Raw genomic sequence first — 17402 nt, 5'->3', positions numbered from 1 at the left:
GGGAGCGCGTCCGGGCAGGTCGCGATCATGCTCGCGGAGTGCACCGTCGTCGTGCCGACCATCGGCCGGCCGTCGCTCGGCGTGCTCCTGGACGCCCTGGCCGCCGCGCCGGGGCCGCGCCCGGCCGGGCTGGTCGTCGTCGACGACCGGCCCGACGGGCCTCCGCTGGACGTCGACCGGCCCGGCCTGCCGCCGGTCCGCGTGGTCCGCACCGGGGGCGGCGGGCCCGCCCGCGCGCGCAACCTCGGCTGGCGCGTGGCGCGCACCCCGTGGATCGCCTTCCTCGACGACGACGTCGTCCCCGACGCCGACTGGTACGAGCGGCTGGCGCAGGACCTGACCGGGCTGCCCGCCGACGTCGCCGGCAGCCAGGGCCGGGTGCGGGTGCCGCTGCCCGTGGATCGCCGTCCGACCGACTGGGAGCGGGGCACCGCGGGCCTGGCCACCAGTTCCTGGATCACCGCCGACCTGGCCTACCGCCGCGCCGCCCTGGCCGCCGTCGGCGGGTTCGACGAGCGCTTCCCGCGGGCCTTCCGCGAGGACTCCGACCTGGCGCTGCGGGTCATGGACACCGGCGGACGGCTGGTGCGCGGCGAGCGCTGGATCACCCACCCGGTCCGGCCCGCCGACCGGTGGGTGAGCGTGCGCGTGCAGGCCGGCAACGCCGACGACGTCCTCATGCGCCGGCTGCACGGCCCCACGTGGCGCGAGCGCGCCGACGCCGCGGTCGGCCGCCGGCCGCGGCACCTCGCCGTCACCGCGGCGGGGCCGGCCGCCGTCGGGCTGGCCGCCGCCCGGCGTCCCCGCGCCGCGCTGGCCGCCGCCCTGGTCTGGGCCGCCGGCACCGCCGAGTTCGCCTGGGCCCGCATCGCACCCGGCCCGCGCGACCGCGCCGAGGTGACCACCATGGCGCTCACCAGCGCGGCCATCCCGCCACTGGCCACCTGGCACTTCCTGCGCGGCGCGGTGCGGCACCGCCGGGTGACGCCGTGGCGCGGCCTGCCCGACCTGGTCCTGTTCGACCGCGACGGCACCCTCGTGCGCGACTACCCGTACAACGGCGACCCGGACCTGGTGCGGCCGGTGCCGGGTGCTCAGGAGGCGGTCGACGCCCTCCGGAGCCGGGGCGTCCGGGTCGGGGTGGTGAGCAACCAGTCCGGCGTGGCCCGCGGGATCATCACCCGTGCGCAGGTCGACGCCTGCATGGCGCGGCTGGACGAGCTGCTCGGCCCGTTCGAGACGGTCCAGGTCTGCGCGCACGGGCCCGAGGACGGCTGCACCTGCCGCAAGCCCGCGCCCGGGATGGTGAAGGCCGCCTGCGCCGAGCTCGACGTCGACCCGGCGCGGACCGTGGTGATCGGCGACATCGGCGCCGACGTCGAGGCCGCCGCGGCCGCCGGTGCCGTCGGGATCATCGTGCCGACGCCGGTGACCCGGAAGCAGGAGGTGGCCGCCGCACCGCGCCGGGCGCAGACGCTGACCGACGCGGTCGGCGACGTCCTGGCGGGCCGGTGGTGACCGCCCGCCGGGGCACGGTGCTGGTCGCCCGGCTCGACAACGCCGGCGACGTGCTGCTGCAGGGGCCCCTGGTGCGCGCGGTCGCCGCGGGTGCCGAGCGGGTGGTGTTCCTCGCCGGCCCGGCCGGTGCCGGGGCCGCCGCGCTGCTGCCCGGCGTCGACGAGGTCTGGACCTGGGCCTGCCCCTGGATCCTCGGCGACCCGCCGCCGGTCGACCCCGCCGACCTGGCCGGGTTCACCGAGCGGGTGCGCGCGCTGGCCCCCGACGAGGCGGTCGTCAGCACGTCGTTCCACCAGTCGCCGCTGCCGCTGGCCCTCCTGCTGCGTACGGCCGGCGTGCCCCGGATCAGCGCCGTCAGCGTCGACTACCCGGGCTCCCTGCTCGACGTCCGCCACCGCGTCGATGACGACCTGCCCGAGCCCGAGCGGGCCCTCTCGCTGGCCCGCGCGGCGGGTTTCGACCTCCCCGACGGCGACGACGGCCGGCTCGCGGTGCGCCGTCCGCTGCCGGAGACGCCCTACGAGCCCGGCTACGTCGTGCTGCACCCCGGCGCCTCCGTCCCGGCCCGCGCCTGGCCCGCGGAGCGCTGCGCGGAGGCCGTCGAGGCCCTGGCCGACGCCGGGCACCGCGTGCTGGTCACCGGCGGGCCGGGGGAGCGCGCCCTGACCGCCGCCGTCGCCGGGACCCGCGGCGTCGACCTCGGCGGCACCACGACCCTGCCGGGGATGGCCGCGCTGCTCGACGGTGCCGCGGCCGTCGTCGTCGGCAACACCGGCCCGGCGCACCTCGCCGCCGCCGTGGGCACCCCCGTGGTCTCCCTGTTCAGCCCGGTCGTGCCGGCCGCGCGGTGGGCGCCCCACGGCGTCCCGACCGTGCTGCTCGGCGACCAGGACGCGCCCTGCCGCGGCACCCGGGCCCGCGTCTGCCCCGTCCCCGGGCACCCGTGCCTGACCTCGGTGACCGCTGCCGACGTCGTCGCCGCCGTCGAGAAGGTGAGTGCATGAAGGTCCTGGTCTGGCACGTGCACGGTTCCTGGACGACGGCGTTCGTCGAGGGCCGGCACGAGTACCTGGTCCCCGTGGTCGAGGGCCCCGGGGGCGAACGGAGCCCGGACGGGCTCGGCCGCGCGCGCACGTGGGACTGGCCAGCGTCGGCCCGCGAGGTGACGCCGGAGCAGCTGCGCGACGAGCAGGTCGACGTCGTCGTGCTGCAGCGCGTGCGCGACCTCGAGCTGGTGCGCGAGTGGCTGGGCCGCGAGCCCGGGCGCGACCTGCCCGCGGTCTTCCTCGAGCACAACGCGCCCGGCCTGGAGGACGGCGCCGCGCCGGTCCCGTACACGAAGCACCCGCTGGCCGACCGCGACGACGTCCCGATCGCGCACGTCACGCACTTCAACCGGCTCTTCTACGACAACGGCCGCGCGCCGACGACGGTGATCGAGCACGGCATCGTCGACCCCGGCGAGCGCTGGACCGGCGAGCTGGCCCGCGCCGCCGTCGTCACCAACGAGCCGGTGCGCCGAGGCCGCACGGTGGGCGCCGACCTGCTGCCCGGGCTCGCGCGGGCCGCACCGGTCGACGTGTTCGGGATGGGCCTGTCCGGCCTGCACGAGCGCTACGGCCTGGATCCCGGGCGGGTCACCCTGTTCGACGACCCGCCGCAGGCCGCGATGCACACCGAGCTGGCCCGCCGCCGGGTCTACGTGCACCCGGTCCGCTGGACCTCGCTCGGGCTCTCCCTGCTCGAGGCGATGCACCTGGGCATGCCGGTGGTCGCGCTGGCGGCCACCGAGGCGGTCGAGGCGGTGCCCGCGGGCGCCGGCGTGCTGTCCACCCGGCCCGAGGTGCTGTGGGACGCGGTCACCACCTACCTGCACGACGAGGACGCCGCCCGGCTGGCCGGCAAGGCGGCCCGCGCCGCCGCGCTGGAGCGGTACGGGCTTCCCCGGTTCCTCTCCGACTGGGACACCCTGCTCGAGGAGGTCACCCGATGAGGACGCACCGGTCCGCCGGCGCACCGCTGCGCATCGACCTGGTCAGCGAGCACGCCTCGCCGCTGGCCGCGATCGGCGGCGTCGACGCCGGCGGCCAGAACGTGCACGTCGCCGCGCTGGCCGCGGGCCTGGCCGCGCGCGGCCACGAGGTCACCGTGCACACCCGCCGCGACGACCCCGGCCTGCCCGACGAGGTGCCCACCGACGACGGCTACGTGGTCAGCCACCTGACCGCGGGGCCGGTCCGGGCGCTGCCCAAGGACGACCTGCTCGGGCACATGCCGGCGATGGCCGCCGCGCTGCGCGCCCGCTGGGCGGTGACGCCGCCCGACGTCGTCCACGCGCACTTCTGGATGAGCGGCCTGGCCGCCGTCGAGGCCGCCGGGAGCCTGCTCACGCCGGTACCGGTGCTGCAGACCTTCCACGCGCTCGGCTCGGTCAAGCGCCGCCACCAGGGCGACGCCGACACCTCCCCGGCGCAGCGCGTGGAGCTGGAGCGGGGCCTGTGCCGGGCGGTCGGGCACGTGGTGGCCACCTGCAGCGACGAGGTGTTCGAGCTGCGCCGGCTGGGGTTGTCCCGCGACCGCGTCTCGATCGTCCCGTGCGGCGTGGACACCACCGTGTTCACCCCGCGCGGGCCGGCGGCGCCGCGCTCGGACCGGCCGCGGCTGCTGGTGCTCGGCCGGCTGGTGGAGCGCAAGGGCCAGGAGGACGCCGTCCGCGCGCTGGCCGCCGTCCCGGACGCCGAGCTGGTCGTCGTCGGCGGCCCGCCGGTCGGCATCCTCGACGGCGATCCGGAGGTGCGGCGGCTGCGCGCCGTCGCCGCCTCCCTCGGCGTGGCCGACCGGCTGGTGTTCACCGGCTCGGTCGGCCGGGCCGACGTCCCGGCGTGGATCCGCTCGGCCGACGTCGTCCTCGCCGTGCCCTGGTACGAGCCCTTCGGCATCACCCCCCTGGAGGCCATGGCCTGCGGCCGCCCGGTGGTGGCCACCGCCGTCGGCGGGCTGCAGGACTCCGTCGCCGACGGCGTCACCGGCGACCTCGTGCGGCCCCGCGACCCGGCCCGGCTCGGCGCGGTGCTCGCCGCGCTGCTGGCCGACGACGCCCGCCGGGCCGCCTACGGCGCGGCCGGGGTGCGGCGGGCCCGCGCCCGCTACCGGTGGGCCCGCGTGGCCGCCGACACCGAGGCCGTCTACCGGCAGGTCCTGTCCACCCGGCGTGCCGTCGAGGCCGTCCGATGAGCGCCCCCGGAGGCGACCCGATGAGCAGCGCCCCCCACTCCGCCGGCGAGGTCGTCTCGCCCGACTCCTGCACCCACCTCACCGGCCGCGACCACGTGGCCTCGCTGACGTCGGCGCTGCGCAGCCTCGACGAGTCGGTCGACGCCCTCGACCGCTGGGGCCGGCTGCTGGCCGACGTCCTGTGCGGCGAGTCCCGCGGGCGGCTGCTCGCGGCCGGCAACGGGGGCAGCGCCGCGCAGGCGCAGCACCTGACCGCCGAGCTCGTGGGGCGCTACCGCGCCGACCGGCCGCCGTTCTCCGCGATCTGCCTGACCGCCGAGACCTCCTCGCTCACCGCGATCGCCAACGACTACCCGGCCGACGAGTTGTTCGCCCGGCAGGTCGAGGCGCACGGCCGCGCCGGCGACGTCCTGGTGCTGCTGTCGACGTCGGGCCGCTCGCCCAACGCCGTCGCCGCTGCCCGCCGCGCCCGGGACTGCGGCATCACCGTCCTGTCGATCACCGGCCCGGCGCCCAACCCGCTGGCGGCGGCGTCGGACGAGGCGGTCTGCATCGACTCCCCGTGGACGGCGACCGTGCAGGAGTGCCACCTGGTCGCGCTGCACCTGCTGTGCGCGGCCTTCGACGCCGCGGTGCTGGCCGAGCCGGCCCGGGTGCCGCAGACGCGCCTCGGGGTCGCCCGGTGAGCGCCGGGCCGCTCGTCGTCGTCGGGGACGCGCTGCTGGACGTCGACCTGGTCGGCACCGCGTCGCGGCTGACCCCCGACGCGCCGGTGCCCGTGGTCGAGGACCTGGAGACCCGCGAGCGCCCCGGCGGTGCGGCGCTGGCCGCCGTCGTCGCCGCCCAGGCCACCGGCCGCGAGGTCGTGCTCGTCGCCCCGCTCGCCGACGACGAGGGTGCCGCGCGGCTGCGGGCGCTGCTGGACGGGCGGGTCCGGCTGGTCGCCGTCCCGGCCACCGGCGGCACCGCGGTCAAGCAGCGGGTGCGCGTGGGCGACCACTCGGTGGTCCGCCTCGACAGCGGCTCGGCCACCGTCACCCTCGGCGCGCTCCCGGCCGAGGCGCGGGAGGCCGTCCGCGACGCCGCGGCCGTGCTCGTCGCCGACTACGGGCGCGGCACGACGTCCGACCCCGCCGTCCGGGCCGCGCTGGCCGAGGCCGGTGGCCCGGTGGTCTGGGACCCGCACCCGCGCGGCGCCGACCCGGTGCCCTCGGTGCGGCTGGTGACGCCGAACGGCGCGGAGGCCGCACGGGTGGCCTCCGCCGTGGGCGTGGCGGCCGACGGCGACGGCCTGGCCGCCGTCGGCGCGCGGGCCGAGGCGCTGATCCGGCACTGGGGCGTGGGCGCGGTCGCGGTCACCCTCGGCGCCCGCGGCGCGCTGCTGTCCTACGGCGAGGGCGCGCCGATGGTGGTGCCCGCCGTCCCGGTGACCGGCGGCGACCCGTGCGGCGCCGGTGACTCCTTCGCCGCCGCCGCGGCGCTCGCGCTGGCCGAGGGCGCGGTGACCGGCGAGGCGGTGGCCGCCGCGGTCGCCTTCGCCGGGCGCTTCGTGGCCGCCGGCGGCGCCTCGGCGTGGGACGCCCCGGCCGTGCGCGAGCCGGACGTCGCCGCCGGGGACGGGATCGCGGCGCTGCTGGACCGCGTCCGCACCGCCGGCGGCACCGTGGTGGCCACGGGTGGCTGCTTCGACCTGCTGCACGCCGGCCACGTGGCCACGCTGCGCGCCGCCCGCGGACTGGGCGACTGCCTGGTCGTGTGCATCAACTCCGACGACTCGGTGCGCCGGCTCAAGGGCCCCTCCCGGCCGCTGGTGACCGCCGCCGACCGCGCGCGGGTGCTCGAGGCGCTGGAGTTCGTCGACGCCGTCGTGGTGTTCGACGAGGACACCCCCGCCGAGGTGCTCGACCGGCTGCGGCCCGACGTCTGGGCCAAGGGCGGTGACTACGCCGGCGCCGACCTGCCCGAGGCCGCGGTGCTGCGGCAGTGGGGCGGGCAGGCCGTCGTGCTGCCCTACCTCGACGGCCACTCGACCACCGCCCTGGTCGAGCGCTCCCGCGTCTAGCGGCAGAAGTGGCCATTCCTGCCGCTCCGGACGGGCGGCCGGTGGCGGTCGTCCTCCGGCCGCTCGGGCTCGGGGACCTGCTCACCGGCGTCCCGGCGATCCGGGCCGTGCGCGCCGCCGTCCCGGACCACCGGCTGGTCCTCGCGACCACGACCGCGCTCGCGCCGCTGGCCGGCCTGGTCGACGCCGTCGACGAGGTGCTGCCCGCGCGCGAGCTCGAACCGCTGGACTGGTCCGGGCCGCCGCCCGAGCTCGCGGTCGACCTGCACGGCAGGGGGCCTGCCTCGCACGTCGTCGTCGCCGGCCTGCGCCCGGCGCGGCTGCTGACCTTCGACAGCCCCGGCTATCCCGGTCCGACCTGGTACGCCGACGAGCACGAGGTCCGGCGCTGGTGCCGGCTGGTGTCCGAGGGCCTCGGCGTCGCGGCCGATCCCGACGCGCTCGACCTCGCCGTCCCGCCCGTGCCCCCGCCGGTGACCGGGGCGGCGCTGGTGCACCCGGGTGCGGCCTTTCCCGGTCGACGTTGGCCGGCCGAGCGGTTCGCCGTCGTGGCGCGCTCCCTCACCGACGCCGGGCACGACGTCCGGATCACCGGCGGCCCGGCCGAGCGGGACCTCGCCCGCGCCGTCGCGCGCGGGGCGGGCCTGGGGGAGGAGGCGGTGCTCGCCGGGACGACGTCGACCCTGGAGCTGGCCGCCACGGTGGCCGCCGCCCGGGTCGTGGTCAGCGGCGACACCGGCGTGGCGCACCTGGCCACGGCCTACCGCCGCCCCTCGGTGGTGCTCTTCGGCCCGGTCTCCCCGGTGCTGTGGGGCCCGCCGCTCCGGGCCGGCGAGCGGGGGCCGCTGCACGTCGTGCTCTGGCACGGGGACGGCACGGGCGACCCGTGGGGCACCGAGCTGGACCCGGCGCTGGCGCGGATCGGCGTCGACGAGGTGACCGCCGCCCTCGACGGGCTCGGCGCCTACCGCTGACGCAGCGCGTCGAAGAGGACGTCCTGCAGGTCGGTCGGGTCGACGGCGGAGTAGGCGGCCCCACCGGTGGCCGCGGCGATCTCCTCGAGCGCCGCGATGTCGGCGTCGGGGCCGAGCGCGACGCCGAAGACCTTCACCGGCCGCCGCGGGTCGGCCTCGTCCTGCAGCGTCTGCAGCAGCTGCTCCAGCGGGAGGCCGGTGGCGTCCTCGTTCGTGCCGTCGGTGATGAGCACGACGCTGCTGACGGCCTCCGGGTCGTACTGCTCCTGCGCGGCACGCACCGCGGCGAGGGCCGTGTCGAACAGTCCCGTGCCGCCGGGGGAGAGTCGGTCGGGGAGGGACTCGAACTGCTCGGCCAGGAACTCGCGGTGGGTGCCGCCGTCGACCGTGGCGTCCATCTCGCGGATCGGGGCGAGCTCGATCCAGTCCTGCTGGCCCTGCAGCTGGTAGGCGAAGGCCCAGATGCCGCCGGAGGCGTTGCCCGGCAGGAGCTCCAGGGCGCTCAGGGCGGCGTCGCGCATCAGCGTGGCGCGCGTGCCGTCCCCGGCGGGGGCCTGCATCGACTGCGACACGTCCATGACCGTCAGCAGCCGCGACGGCGCGGCCAGCCGGGCGAGCTCGGCCAGCAGGTCCGTCGCCTGCTCGGTGTCGACCGCCAGCTCCTCCGGCGCCTCCTCCCGCACCCCGGGACCCGGGTCGGTCGGGGCGGTGCCCTCCGCGTCGCGGAAGCCGGCGGCCAGGACGGCGGTGCGCGCGGCTCCCGAGGTGAGCCGGCGGACGACGGCGTCCACGGCGGCGCGGTCGTCGTCCCCGGGCGAGCCCACCCGCAGCACCGGGTAGTCCAGCGCGGGGGAGCCCTCGGCCGGGTAGACGGCGACCAGCGCGGAGTCCTCGGCGCCGCGGTTGACGCTGACGACCTCCTGCTCGCTCATCGGCAGCAGCGGCGCTCCGGCGTCGCCGGCCTGCGCCGCGGCGAGCGCCTCGGCGGGGGTGACCGACGGGCCGCGGCGGGCGGCGAGCACGGCCTGCACGACGGCGTTGTCCGCGGCGTCCCCGCCGCCGAGGGACGAGCGGACGGCGGCCAGCGCCGCGACGCCCTCGGCGCTGGCGGCGAGGTCCGGGACGGCGATCGGGCGGGCGCCGGACAGCGCCTGGCTCCACTGCGGCGGCGCGGCGCTCCACCCCAGGTCGTCGGCGGCCGCGCTGCTGGTGCCGAGGACGACCGGCGAGGTGGCCATGGAGCCCGACGCGTCGAGCGGGGCGTCACCGGCGCGGACGGTCCACAGCGAGCTGTCGGGCACCCACACCTGTGGCAGCGCGGACCCCTCGAGCGCACCGAGGTCGCCGACGGTCTGCAGCGGTTCCTGGGCGGTGACCTCGGCCGCCGCGCAGGCGCCGCCGCCGAGGTCCTGCGGCTCGGCGAGGAGCTCCTGGGCGACGTCGCCGAGCTCGGGGGCCACGGTGACCCGGATCGTGCGGGTGGTCTCGCAGTCGTCACTGCCGCCGGCGCCGGCGAGCCACCACACGACGCCGCCGGCCACGAGGGCCACGACGACGAGCGCGACGATCAGCGCGATCGGCGCGGGTCGTTGTACGCGGCGCGCAGTGGTGGTGTCGGCGTGGCGGCCCATCGCTCGCTCTCCGTCAGAGTCCGGCTTCTCGGCGTGCCCCTGGACCGCCGCGCACCAATGTAGAGGTGAATCGCGACACGGTGGAGTGGGACCGCACACTCACCGGCTGCGGTGCTCCCGGGAGGTCAGCCGGCGCGCCGCGCGGCGGCCTCCCGCTGCTCGGCGAACCAGGCCACCGTGCGGCGCAGGCCGTCCTCGGAGGGGACCGTCGGCCGCCAGCCGAGCAGCTCCTCGGCCCGCCGGGTGTCGGGGCGGCGGACCTTCGGGTCGTCGACGGGCAGGTCGACGTAGGAGATCTCCGACGACGACCCGGTCAGCTCGACGATCCACTGCGCCAGCCGCAGCATGGACAGCTCGTCGGGGTTGCCGATGTTCACCGGCCCCCGCTGGTCGGAGTCCGCGAGGGCGAGGATGCCGCTGACGGTGTCGTCGACGTAGCAGATCGAGCGGGTCTGGGAGCCGTCTCCGGCGACGGTCAGCGGCCGCCCGGCCAGCGCCTGGCCGACGAACGCCGGGATCGCGCGGCCGTCGTCGGCACGCATGCGGGGGCCATAGGTGTTGAAGATCCGCACGATGCCGGTGTCGGTGCCCTTGGACGTCCGGTAGGCGGTGGTCAGCGCCTCGCTGAAGCGCTTGGCCTCGTCGTAGACGCCGCGGGGGCCGACCGGGTTGACGTTGCCCCAGTACTCCTCGGGCTGCGGGTGCACCAGAGGGTCGCCGTAGACCTCCGAGGTGGAGGCCAGCACGTAGCGGGCGCCCTTCTCGTGCGCCAGGCCGAGGGTGTGCAGCGTGCCGAGGCTGCCGACCTTGAGCGTCTCGATCGGCATCTTCAGGTAGTCCAGCGGGCTGGCCGGCGAGGCGAAGTGCAGCACCAGGTCCACCGGGCCGGGCACGTGCACGAAGTCGGTGACGTCGCAGCGCACCAGGCGGAAGCCGGGGTGCTCCACGAGGTGGACGACGTTCTCCGGGGAACCGGTCAGGAAGTTGTCGAGGCAGACCACCTCGACACCGCGGTCGAGCAGGCGCTCGCACAGGTGGGAGCCGAGGAAACCGGCACCGCCGGTCACCACCGCCCGCCGGATCGTCCGTGCCGCCCGCACCATGCCGTGCTCCCGTCGTCTCGCCGTCCCGCACCGTGCGCAGGCCCCGTCCGGCCCTACCCGGAGATCAACTCCCGACACTTCGGGAGCTGAGCATCTCCGCGGGAGGTCACCCGGGACGGCGAACGGGCCGCCGGCCCCCGAGGGGAGCCGACGGCCCGTTCGTCACTGCGGACCCGGGACCGGGTCCTCGTTCAGTTGATGGGCTCCTCGTCCGGGATGCCGCTCTCCGGCGGGTCGGCCGGCTCGCCCTCGGCCTCCTCGATGTCGGCGTCGCCGTTGTCGGTGACGAGCACCGGCGTCAGGTCCTCCGAGCCCGCACCCGCGATCCGGCTGACGAGCATGCCGCTGTAGCCGGCGTGCTTGTCCTCCGAGTAGCGGAACGGGGTGAAGCCCGGGCCCACCCAGTCGGATCCGGCCTGCTCGACGGCGGCGACCAGGTCGTCACGCGTCGGGTTCTGACCGGCGGCCTGCAGCGCCTGCACCATCGTGTAGGCCTGCGACATGCCGTAGATGCGGAAGTTGGTGAGCTCGCCCTCCTCGCCCTGCTCCTCCCACACCCGCTGCCACAGCTGCACCCACGGGTTGTCGGGCGCGTCGAGGCCGGGGATGTACTCGGTGGTCAGCGCGCCGTCGAGCAGGCTGGCGTCACTGACCGCGCCCTCGGAGAAGCGGGCCAGCAGTGAGCCGACCAGCGCCGGGTCCGAGCCGACGTTCGAGTAGAACCACTGCGGGGCGTAGCCCAGCTGCAGCGAGGTCAGCTGCGACAGGGCCGTCCAGGTCGGCGTGTTGAAGCCGAGGACGAGGTCGGCGCCGGCGGCCTGCAGGGCGGAGATCTGCGGGCGGACGTCGGTGCTGCCGGGGACGTAGGTCTCCTCGGCGACGATCTGGTCCTCGAGGAACTGGCGGGCACCGGCCGCGCCGTCCTCACCGAAGTCGTCGCCCTGGAGGAACAGGCCGACCTTGGCGTCGGGGAAGTTCTCGGCCACGTACTGGCCGATGATCTTGCCCTCGATCTCGTAGTCGGGCTGCCAGCCGAAGGTGTAGGGCTTCTCCTCCGGGTCGTCCCAGAGTCGCGAGCCCGACGACACGAACAGGTCGGGGACGCCCTCGCTGTTGAGGAAGTCGGTGACCGCGTTGTGGGTCGGCGTGCCGAGGCCCGACATGAGCGCGAACACCTCGTCCTCGAGGACGAGCTGGTTGACCACCTGGCTGGTGTTCGTCGGGTTGTAGGCGTCGTCGCGGTAGACGAACTCGATGTTGCGCCCGTTGACCCCGCCGTTGGCGTTGACGAAGTCGAAGTAGGCCTGGACGCCGCTCGGGATCTCGCTGTAGCCGGGAGCGGCCGGACCCGTCAGCGGGTAGTGCGCGCCCAGCTTGATGCTGTCCTCGGTGATGCCGATGTCGGAGGCCTCGTTCTCCTCGCCACCGCCGCCCCCGCCACCCCCACCGGAGTCGCCGCCGCCACAGGCGGCCAGGGTGGTGGCGACGGTCGCCGCGGCCACGAAGCTGACGAGGCGTCGTGAGGATCTTGTCAACGGTTCTCCTCTGGAGGGGACCCGGGCGCGTGTGCCCGGGGGGTCTGGATGGGGCGGGTGGAGCTGAGCCGGCCGCGGGGCCGGATCGGGGGACAGCCGTCGGGGTCCCGGCTGCTCACCCCCTGGTGGAGGCGCCCGCACGGCGGGCGCGCTGCTTCATCCACGCCAGCCGGATCGACCCGACCAGCCCGGCCGGGGCGAACAGCATGACCAGCACGAGGATCACGCCGTAGACGACGTAGGAGATCTCGGCGGCCTGGGCGGCGTCCATGTTCAGCGACTCACCGGCGTCCCGGAGCGTGCGCGGCAGGAAGACCAGCAGCGCCGAGCCGATGAGCGCCCCGAGGAGGCTGCCCAGACCGCCGATGACGATGGCGGTCAACAGGGACAGGGACAGGACGATGGTGAAGGCGGTCGGCGCGGTCAGGCGGACGACGAGCGCCAGGACGGCTCCCGCGAGCCCCGCCGCGGCGGCGCTGACCAGGAAGGCCAGCACCCGCCAGGTGCCGAGGTTGATGCCGGCGAGCTCGGCGGCGACCTCCTGGTCGCGCACCGCCCGCCAGGTGCGCCCGACCCGGCTGCGCATCAGGTTGGCCAGCAGGAAGTAGGTGATCAGCAGGCACGCGACCGCGATGTAGGCGATCCACTTGACGCCCGACGCGGAGTTCCCCGACAGGGCGCGGATGCCCTCGACGAACCAGTCCGGGCGGTCCGGCGAGGACACCGTCAGGCCCTGCTCGCCGCCGAGCAGGTCGCTGTAGAAAAGCGTCAGCCCGGGCAGGCCGACGGCGAGGGCGAGGGTGGCACCGGCCAGGTAGGGCCCGTGCAGCCGCGCCGCGGCCACGCCGACGATCGCACCGACGACGGCGGTCAGCGCGATGGCGGCCAGGAAGATGACGATGAGCGGCAGCGGCTCGTCGGCGTCCAGCAGCAGCGCGGTGGTGTAGGCGCCCACCGCCATGAGGGCGCCGTGGCCCAGCGAGATCTGCCCGTTGAGGCCGGTCAGCAGCGTCAGGCCGCCGGCGGCGATCGCGTAGAAGGCGACGTAGCCGATCTGCGCGTTGAAGCCCAGGTCGGTCACCTCGAGCAGGATCACCGCGCCGACGGCGCAGATCAGCAGCACGAGCAGGTGCCGCAGCAGCGTGTTCCGGGGGAGGAACGTGCGGCCGCCCGTCGCCTGCGCGGAGCTCGCGTTGCTGGCGGCGGTCGCCGTCGTCGGCGCGTCGGAGGTGGCCGCGCCGGCGGTCGGGGAGGAGGCGGGGGTCTGCAGGTCGCTCACGGCGGTCACGCCCTCCGCGTCTGGGTGGTCGAGAAGAGGCCGCCGGGCCGCACGAGCAGGACCACGACGAGGATGACGAGGGCGGCCATGCCGACGAGGGTCTCGTCGAGGTAGCCGCGGACGTAGCTGAGCGCCAGCCCGAGCAGGAGGCCGCCGACGACGGCACCGATCGGGGAGTCCAGGCCGCCGAGGACCGCGGCGACGAAGCCGAACACGATCAGCGAGTCCATGAACGTCGGCGCGACGAAGGACACCTCGGCGGCGATGAGCATGCCGGCCAGCGACCCGACGACGGCGGCCAGCGCCCAGCCCAGGGTCAGCATCCGGCCGACCCGGACGCCCAGCAGCCGGGCGACCTCCTGGCCGAAGGCCGAGGCGCGCATCGCCAGGCCGACGCGGGTGAAGCGGAACAGGGCGGTGAGCCCGACCATCACCAGCAGGACCGCGCCGAGGGTGAACAGCGTGTTGGGGCTCAGCGCGAGGGTGAAGTCGCCGGCCTTGAAGCCGATCGTGGAGAAGGGCGGGACGAACGCGCGCTGGTTGACCCCGAAGAGCACCGAGATCAGCGCCTGGATGGCGATGAACAGACCGAGCGTGACGATGACCGCGTTGAGCTCCGGGCCGCCCTCGACCGGCCGGATGACCACGCGCTCGACGACGGCGCCGATGACCAGCCCGGCGAGCAGGGCGACGACCAGGCCGACCCAGTAGGACTGGCCGCCCTCGATGAGGGACAGGGCGATGAAGGTCGTGAGGGCGGCCATCGAGCCCTGCGCGAAGTTGACGATCCGGGTGGACCGCCAGATCAGCACGAGGGCGAGGGCGAAGGCGGCGTAGACCGCGCCGGTGATCACCCCACCGAGGGTGAGGTTGACGAACTGCTGCACGTGGGGGCTGCCTTCCTGGGGTCGCGGAGGAGCGGGGAGGGGGCTAGAAGCCCAGGTAGGCGTGGCGGAGGTCCTCGTCGCCGGCGAGCCGGGCGGCGTCGTCGGTGACGACGACGCGGCCGAGGTTCAGGACCACCCCGATGTCGGCCACGGACAGCGCGCTGCGGGCGTTCTGCTCCACCAGCAGCACCGACAGGCCCTCGGTGTCGACGAGCTTGCGCAGCAGGGCGAAGATCTGCGCCACGATCCGCGGGGCCAGGCCCAGCGAGGGCTCGTCGAGCAGCAGCAGCTTCGGCCGGGCCAGGAGCGCGCGGCCGATGACCAGCATCTGGCGCTCGCCGCCCGAGAGCGTGTGCGCCGTCGAGGCGCGGCGCTCCTTGATCCGCGGGAAGAGGTCGTAGACCCGGTCGAACTCGTCCTGTCCGACCTTGCCGCGGAACAGCGAGCCGACCCGCAGGTTCTCGTCGACGGTCAGCTCGGCGATCACGCCGCGGCCCTCCGGCACGTGCGACATGCCCTTGGTGACCATCGCCTCGACCGCTGCCCGGGTGACGTCCTCGCCGTTGAGCACCACCCGGCCGGCGGTCGGGCGCACGAGGCCGCTGATGGTGCGCAGCAGCGTCGTCTTGCCCGCGCCGTTGGCGCCGAGCACCGCGGTGATCCGGCCCTGCTCGGCGCGCAGCGTCACGTCGTCGAGCGCCTTGACCGGGCCGTAGGAGGCGGACAGTCCCTCGACGGACAGGACCGCGTCAGCGGTCGCGGTCCCTCCGCCCATCACGCTGCTCCCCGTCGTGGCACCCCGGCCGGTGTCGCCCCTGGACGGTCCGGCGCCGGCAGCGCCCGCCGCGGTGCTGCCTGCCGCGGTGCTGCCGTGCGCCTCAGCCACGCTGGGTCCCCCCGTCGATGCCCGCCAGCTCGCTGACGTCGGTCGTGTCGTCGACGGCGTCGCCGAGGTAGGCCTCGGTGACCGCCGGGTCGTTCTGGACCTGCTGCGGCGTGCCCGCCGCGATCTGCTTCCCGGAGTCCAGCACGGTGATCTGGTCGCAGACTCGCATGACCAGGTCCATGTGGTGCTCGACGAGCAGGACGCTCATCCGGCCCGAGAGGTGACCGATGAGGTCGCCCAGCTCGCGCATCTCCTCCTCGCTCAGACCGCTGGCCGGCTCGTCGAGCAGCAGCAGCTCCGGCTCGGCGACCAGCGCGCGGGCCAGCGCCACCCGCTTCTGCACGGGGTAGGGGAGGCTCCCGGGGTAGCGGGCGGCGTACGCGTCGGCCTCGAGCTCGGCCAGCGCCGCCATGGCCCGCTCGCGCAGCCGGGCGTCGTCCCTGTCCGAGGTCGGGATGGCGAACAGTGCGGAGAAGAACCCCGCGCGGGCGTGCTTGTGCGCGCCGACCATCACGTTCTCGAGCACCGTGAGGCCGGGGAAGAGCCCGACCCCCTGCAGCGTGCGGGCGATGCCGAGCCCAGCCAGCTGCGCCGGCCGCAGGCGGCGCAGTTCCTGGCCGCGCCAGGTGATCCGGCCCTCGGTGTTGCGGACCAGCCCGCAGGCCACGTTGAACATCGTGGTCTTGCCGGCCCCGTTCGGACCGATGAGGCCGTGCACCTGGCCCGGCTCGACGGTCAGCGACACGTCGGTCAGGGCCTTGATGCCGCCGAAGGCGACACTGATCCCGGTCATCTCGAGCCGGGCGGTGGGCGTTCGGTCCTCGTGCGGGGTGCTGCTGCCTGTGGTGTCCGGCGGCTGCGCCAAGGTGCCCACGTCTCCTCTGCGTCGGGGAGGTCGCCGCGGTCCCGCCGGGGCGCACTCGCGCGTCGATTGGGTCACGGCTACGTCCGTATGAGCCTGAGGGCCGGTGAGGGCCGTCACAATGGGCTGACCGCACAGTGATGGGTGCCACGTGTTGTGCTCTGTGCGATGGAGACCGGAGGTGATCGCGTGCGGACTGCCCCCTGGGGGGTCGAGGAGCGCCTCGCTGAGTTGGTGCCCGTGCTGCTGGAGCGGCTCGACGAGATGACCGACCGACTGGTCGAGATCCTCGTCGAGACGGAGCCGGCCTACCGCGAGGCCATGGCCGGCGGCGACCCGCAGATGCGCGCGACGTTGCGGCGCAACCTCGAGGTCGGCGTCCGCGGGCTGCGGCCCGACGTGCCCGCCGCCTACCACCAGAGCCACGCCGAGGGCGCCCGCGCCGTCGGCCGGCTGCGGGCCGCCCAGGGCATCCCGCTGGAGGCCGTGCTGCGCGCCTACCGGCTCGGCGGTCAGATCACCTGGGAGGCGCTGGTCGCGCTCTCCCGCCAGGGCGACCGGCACGACGACGGGCTGCTGCTCGAGGTGGCCGGTTCCCTGTGGCGCACCAACGACCGCGGGTGCAGTGCCGCCGCGGAGGGCTACCGGGCCGAGGAGCGGCGCCGCTCGGGCCTCGGCACCGTCGAGCGGCAGCGGCTGCTCGACGGGCTCCTCGACGGCCGGGGCGGCGACCCGGCGTTCGCCCGCACCGCCGCCGAGCTGCTGTCGGTGCCGCTGGCCGGACGGCTGGCGGTCGTCGTCGCCCCGGTGCGCGACGAGGGCGACGAGCAGCTCGACCCCGCGGCCGCGCTGCTCAAGCGCGGCATCCGCTCCGCGTGGGGCACCCGCTCGCAGGCCGCGGTGGGCGTGGTCGGGCTGGGCACCCGCCGGCTGCCGGAGCTGCTGGCCTGGCTGGGCGCGGTGGCCACCGGCCCGGTGGGGGTGTCCTCGGTGGTCGAGGGCGCCGCGGCCGTGGCCGGCGCGTACCGGCTGGCCGAGACCGCAGCGCGCACCCTGTCCGAGGGCGTCGCGCGGGTGGTGACCATCGACGACCGGCTGCCCGAGGCGCTGCTGAGCAACTCGCCGGAGATCATGTCCCGGCTGGTGGGCCAGACCCTGGGCCGGCTGCTGGAGCTGCCCGGGGACGAGCGCGAGGTGCTGCTGGAGACGCTGTCGGCGTTCCTCGACGCCGACGCCTCACCGACCCGCGCCGCCGACCTCCTGTACTGCCACCGCAACACGGTCATGCACCGGCTGCGGCGGATCGAGTCGGTGACCGGCCGCAAGCTCACCGACCCCCGGGCCCGGCTGCTGTGGCAGCTCGCCCTGCTGGGCACCGGCCACCACGACGCCGGGCAGCGCCGGCCGGTCCGCGACTCCGCCTAGCGACGC

Annotated in this window: 15 protein-coding genes; 8 read left to right on the top strand and 7 right to left on the bottom strand. The window is 75.9% G+C overall.

Features of this window, described 5'->3' with window-relative positions; translation table 11 throughout:
- Positions 1 to 27: 27 nt before the first annotated feature.
- Genes HLV61_RS11830 through HLV61_RS11800 form a run of 7 tightly spaced genes read left to right on the top strand, consistent with a single transcriptional unit; the run spans position 28 to position 7788 of the window.
- A complete protein-coding gene (locus HLV61_RS11830; protein ID WP_369255571.1) occupies positions 28 to 1518 on the top strand; it encodes an HAD-IIIA family hydrolase in 1491 nt (496 codons plus the stop codon).
- Positions 1515 to 2522, top strand: a complete 1008-nt coding sequence (locus HLV61_RS11825) for a glycosyltransferase family 9 protein (RefSeq protein ID WP_369255569.1) — start codon at positions 1515 to 1517, stop codon at positions 2520 to 2522. Before HLV61_RS11830 ends, HLV61_RS11825 begins: the two co-directional genes overlap by 4 nt.
- Positions 2519 to 3511: a glycosyltransferase gene (locus HLV61_RS11820; protein ID WP_369255567.1), complete on the top strand. Its 993-nt coding sequence runs from the start codon at positions 2519 to 2521 to the stop codon at positions 3509 to 3511. The genes HLV61_RS11825 and HLV61_RS11820 overlap by 4 nt, the downstream gene beginning before the upstream one ends.
- Positions 3508 to 4752 (top strand): glycosyltransferase, encoded by a 1245-nt coding sequence (locus HLV61_RS11815; RefSeq protein ID WP_369255565.1) that lies wholly within the window; start codon positions 3508 to 3510, stop codon positions 4750 to 4752. The genes HLV61_RS11820 and HLV61_RS11815 overlap by 4 nt, the downstream gene beginning before the upstream one ends.
- Before the next feature lie 20 nt (positions 4753 to 4772).
- Positions 4773 to 5438, top strand: a complete 666-nt coding sequence (locus HLV61_RS11810) for a D-sedoheptulose-7-phosphate isomerase (RefSeq protein ID WP_369255563.1) — start codon at positions 4773 to 4775, stop codon at positions 5436 to 5438.
- Positions 5435 to 6814 (top strand): D-glycero-beta-D-manno-heptose 1-phosphate adenylyltransferase, encoded by a 1380-nt coding sequence (gene rfaE2, locus HLV61_RS11805; protein ID WP_369255561.1) that lies wholly within the window; start codon positions 5435 to 5437, stop codon positions 6812 to 6814. The genes HLV61_RS11810 and rfaE2 overlap by 4 nt, the downstream gene beginning before the upstream one ends.
- Positions 6815 to 6855: 41 nt before the next feature.
- Entirely contained in the window at positions 6856 to 7788 is a 933-nt protein-coding gene (locus tag HLV61_RS11800) for a glycosyltransferase family 9 protein (protein WP_369255559.1), read from the top strand.
- On the opposite strand, the gene HLV61_RS11795 is transcribed toward HLV61_RS11800, so the two are convergent.
- The 7 genes from HLV61_RS11795 to HLV61_RS11765 form a co-directional block, all read right to left on the bottom strand.
- The gene (locus HLV61_RS11795) at positions 7779 to 9419 is read right to left on the bottom strand and encodes a VWA domain-containing protein (RefSeq protein ID WP_369255557.1); all 1641 of its coding nucleotides are present in this window, start codon (positions 9417 to 9419) and stop codon (positions 7779 to 7781) included. The two genes, HLV61_RS11800 and HLV61_RS11795, sit on opposite strands and share 10 nt — an antisense overlap.
- A gap of 125 nt (positions 9420 to 9544) precedes the next feature.
- Positions 9545 to 10522, bottom strand: coding sequence for a UDP-glucuronic acid decarboxylase family protein (locus tag HLV61_RS11790; protein WP_369255555.1), 978 nt, complete (start codon positions 10520 to 10522; stop codon positions 9545 to 9547).
- A gap of 191 nt (positions 10523 to 10713) precedes the next feature.
- A complete protein-coding gene (locus HLV61_RS11785; protein ID WP_369255553.1) occupies positions 10714 to 12057 on the bottom strand; it encodes an ABC transporter substrate-binding protein in 1344 nt (447 codons plus the stop codon).
- 115 nt (positions 12058 to 12172) lie between these two features.
- Positions 12173 to 13345, bottom strand: coding sequence for a branched-chain amino acid ABC transporter permease (locus HLV61_RS11780; protein ID WP_369255551.1), 1173 nt, complete (start codon positions 13343 to 13345; stop codon positions 12173 to 12175).
- Entirely contained in the window at positions 13342 to 14223 is an 882-nt protein-coding gene (locus tag HLV61_RS11775) for a branched-chain amino acid ABC transporter permease (RefSeq protein ID WP_369255549.1), read from the bottom strand. The genes HLV61_RS11780 and HLV61_RS11775 overlap by 4 nt, the downstream gene beginning before the upstream one ends.
- 43 nt (positions 14224 to 14266) lie before the next feature.
- The gene (locus tag HLV61_RS11770) at positions 14267 to 14998 is read right to left on the bottom strand and encodes an ABC transporter ATP-binding protein (protein ID WP_369255547.1); all 732 of its coding nucleotides are present in this window, start codon (positions 14996 to 14998) and stop codon (positions 14267 to 14269) included.
- A gap of 103 nt (positions 14999 to 15101) precedes the next feature.
- Positions 15102 to 15983, bottom strand: a complete 882-nt coding sequence (locus HLV61_RS11765) for an ABC transporter ATP-binding protein (protein WP_369255545.1) — start codon at positions 15981 to 15983, stop codon at positions 15102 to 15104.
- A 177-nt stretch (positions 15984 to 16160) separates the two neighbouring features.
- On the opposite strand from HLV61_RS11765, the gene HLV61_RS11760 reads away from it, so the two are divergent.
- Positions 16161 to 17396 carry a PucR family transcriptional regulator gene (locus tag HLV61_RS11760; protein WP_369255542.1) on the top strand — a complete coding sequence of 412 codons (1236 nt, stop codon included), beginning with the start codon at positions 16161 to 16163 and terminating at the stop codon, positions 17394 to 17396.
- The last annotated feature ends 6 nt before the right edge of the window (positions 17397 to 17402 follow it).

The organism is Geodermatophilus amargosae (assembly GCF_041028265.1).
Classification (GTDB): Bacteria; Actinomycetota; Actinomycetes; order Mycobacteriales; family Geodermatophilaceae; genus Geodermatophilus; species Geodermatophilus amargosae_A.
The sequence above is the reverse complement of the archived record's forward strand: the minus strand, read 5'-3'. Positions and strand labels throughout refer to the sequence as shown.

Bases quoted from the DNA above. Each gene is read 5' to 3' on its own strand.
- HLV61_RS11830 (WP_369255571.1), top strand. From the start codon at position 28: ATGCTCGCGGAGTGCACCGTCGTCGTGCCGACCATCGGCCGGCCGTCG.
- HLV61_RS11820 (WP_369255567.1), top strand. From the start codon at position 2,519: ATGAAGGTCCTGGTCTGGCACGTGCACGGTTCCTGGACGACGGCGTTC.
- HLV61_RS11815 (WP_369255565.1), top strand. From the start codon at position 3,508: ATGAGGACGCACCGGTCCGCCGGCGCACCGCTGCGCATCGACCTGGTC.
- HLV61_RS11810 (WP_369255563.1), top strand. From the start codon at position 4,773: ATGAGCAGCGCCCCCCACTCCGCCGGCGAGGTCGTCTCGCCCGACTCC.
- HLV61_RS11795 (WP_369255557.1), bottom strand. From the start codon at position 9,419: ATGGGCCGCCACGCCGACACCACCACTGCGCGCCGCGTACAACGACCC.
- HLV61_RS11790 (WP_369255555.1), bottom strand. From the start codon at position 10,522: ATGGTGCGGGCGGCACGGACGATCCGGCGGGCGGTGGTGACCGGCGGT.
- HLV61_RS11770 (WP_369255547.1), bottom strand. From the start codon at position 14,998: ATGGGCGGAGGGACCGCGACCGCTGACGCGGTCCTGTCCGTCGAGGGA.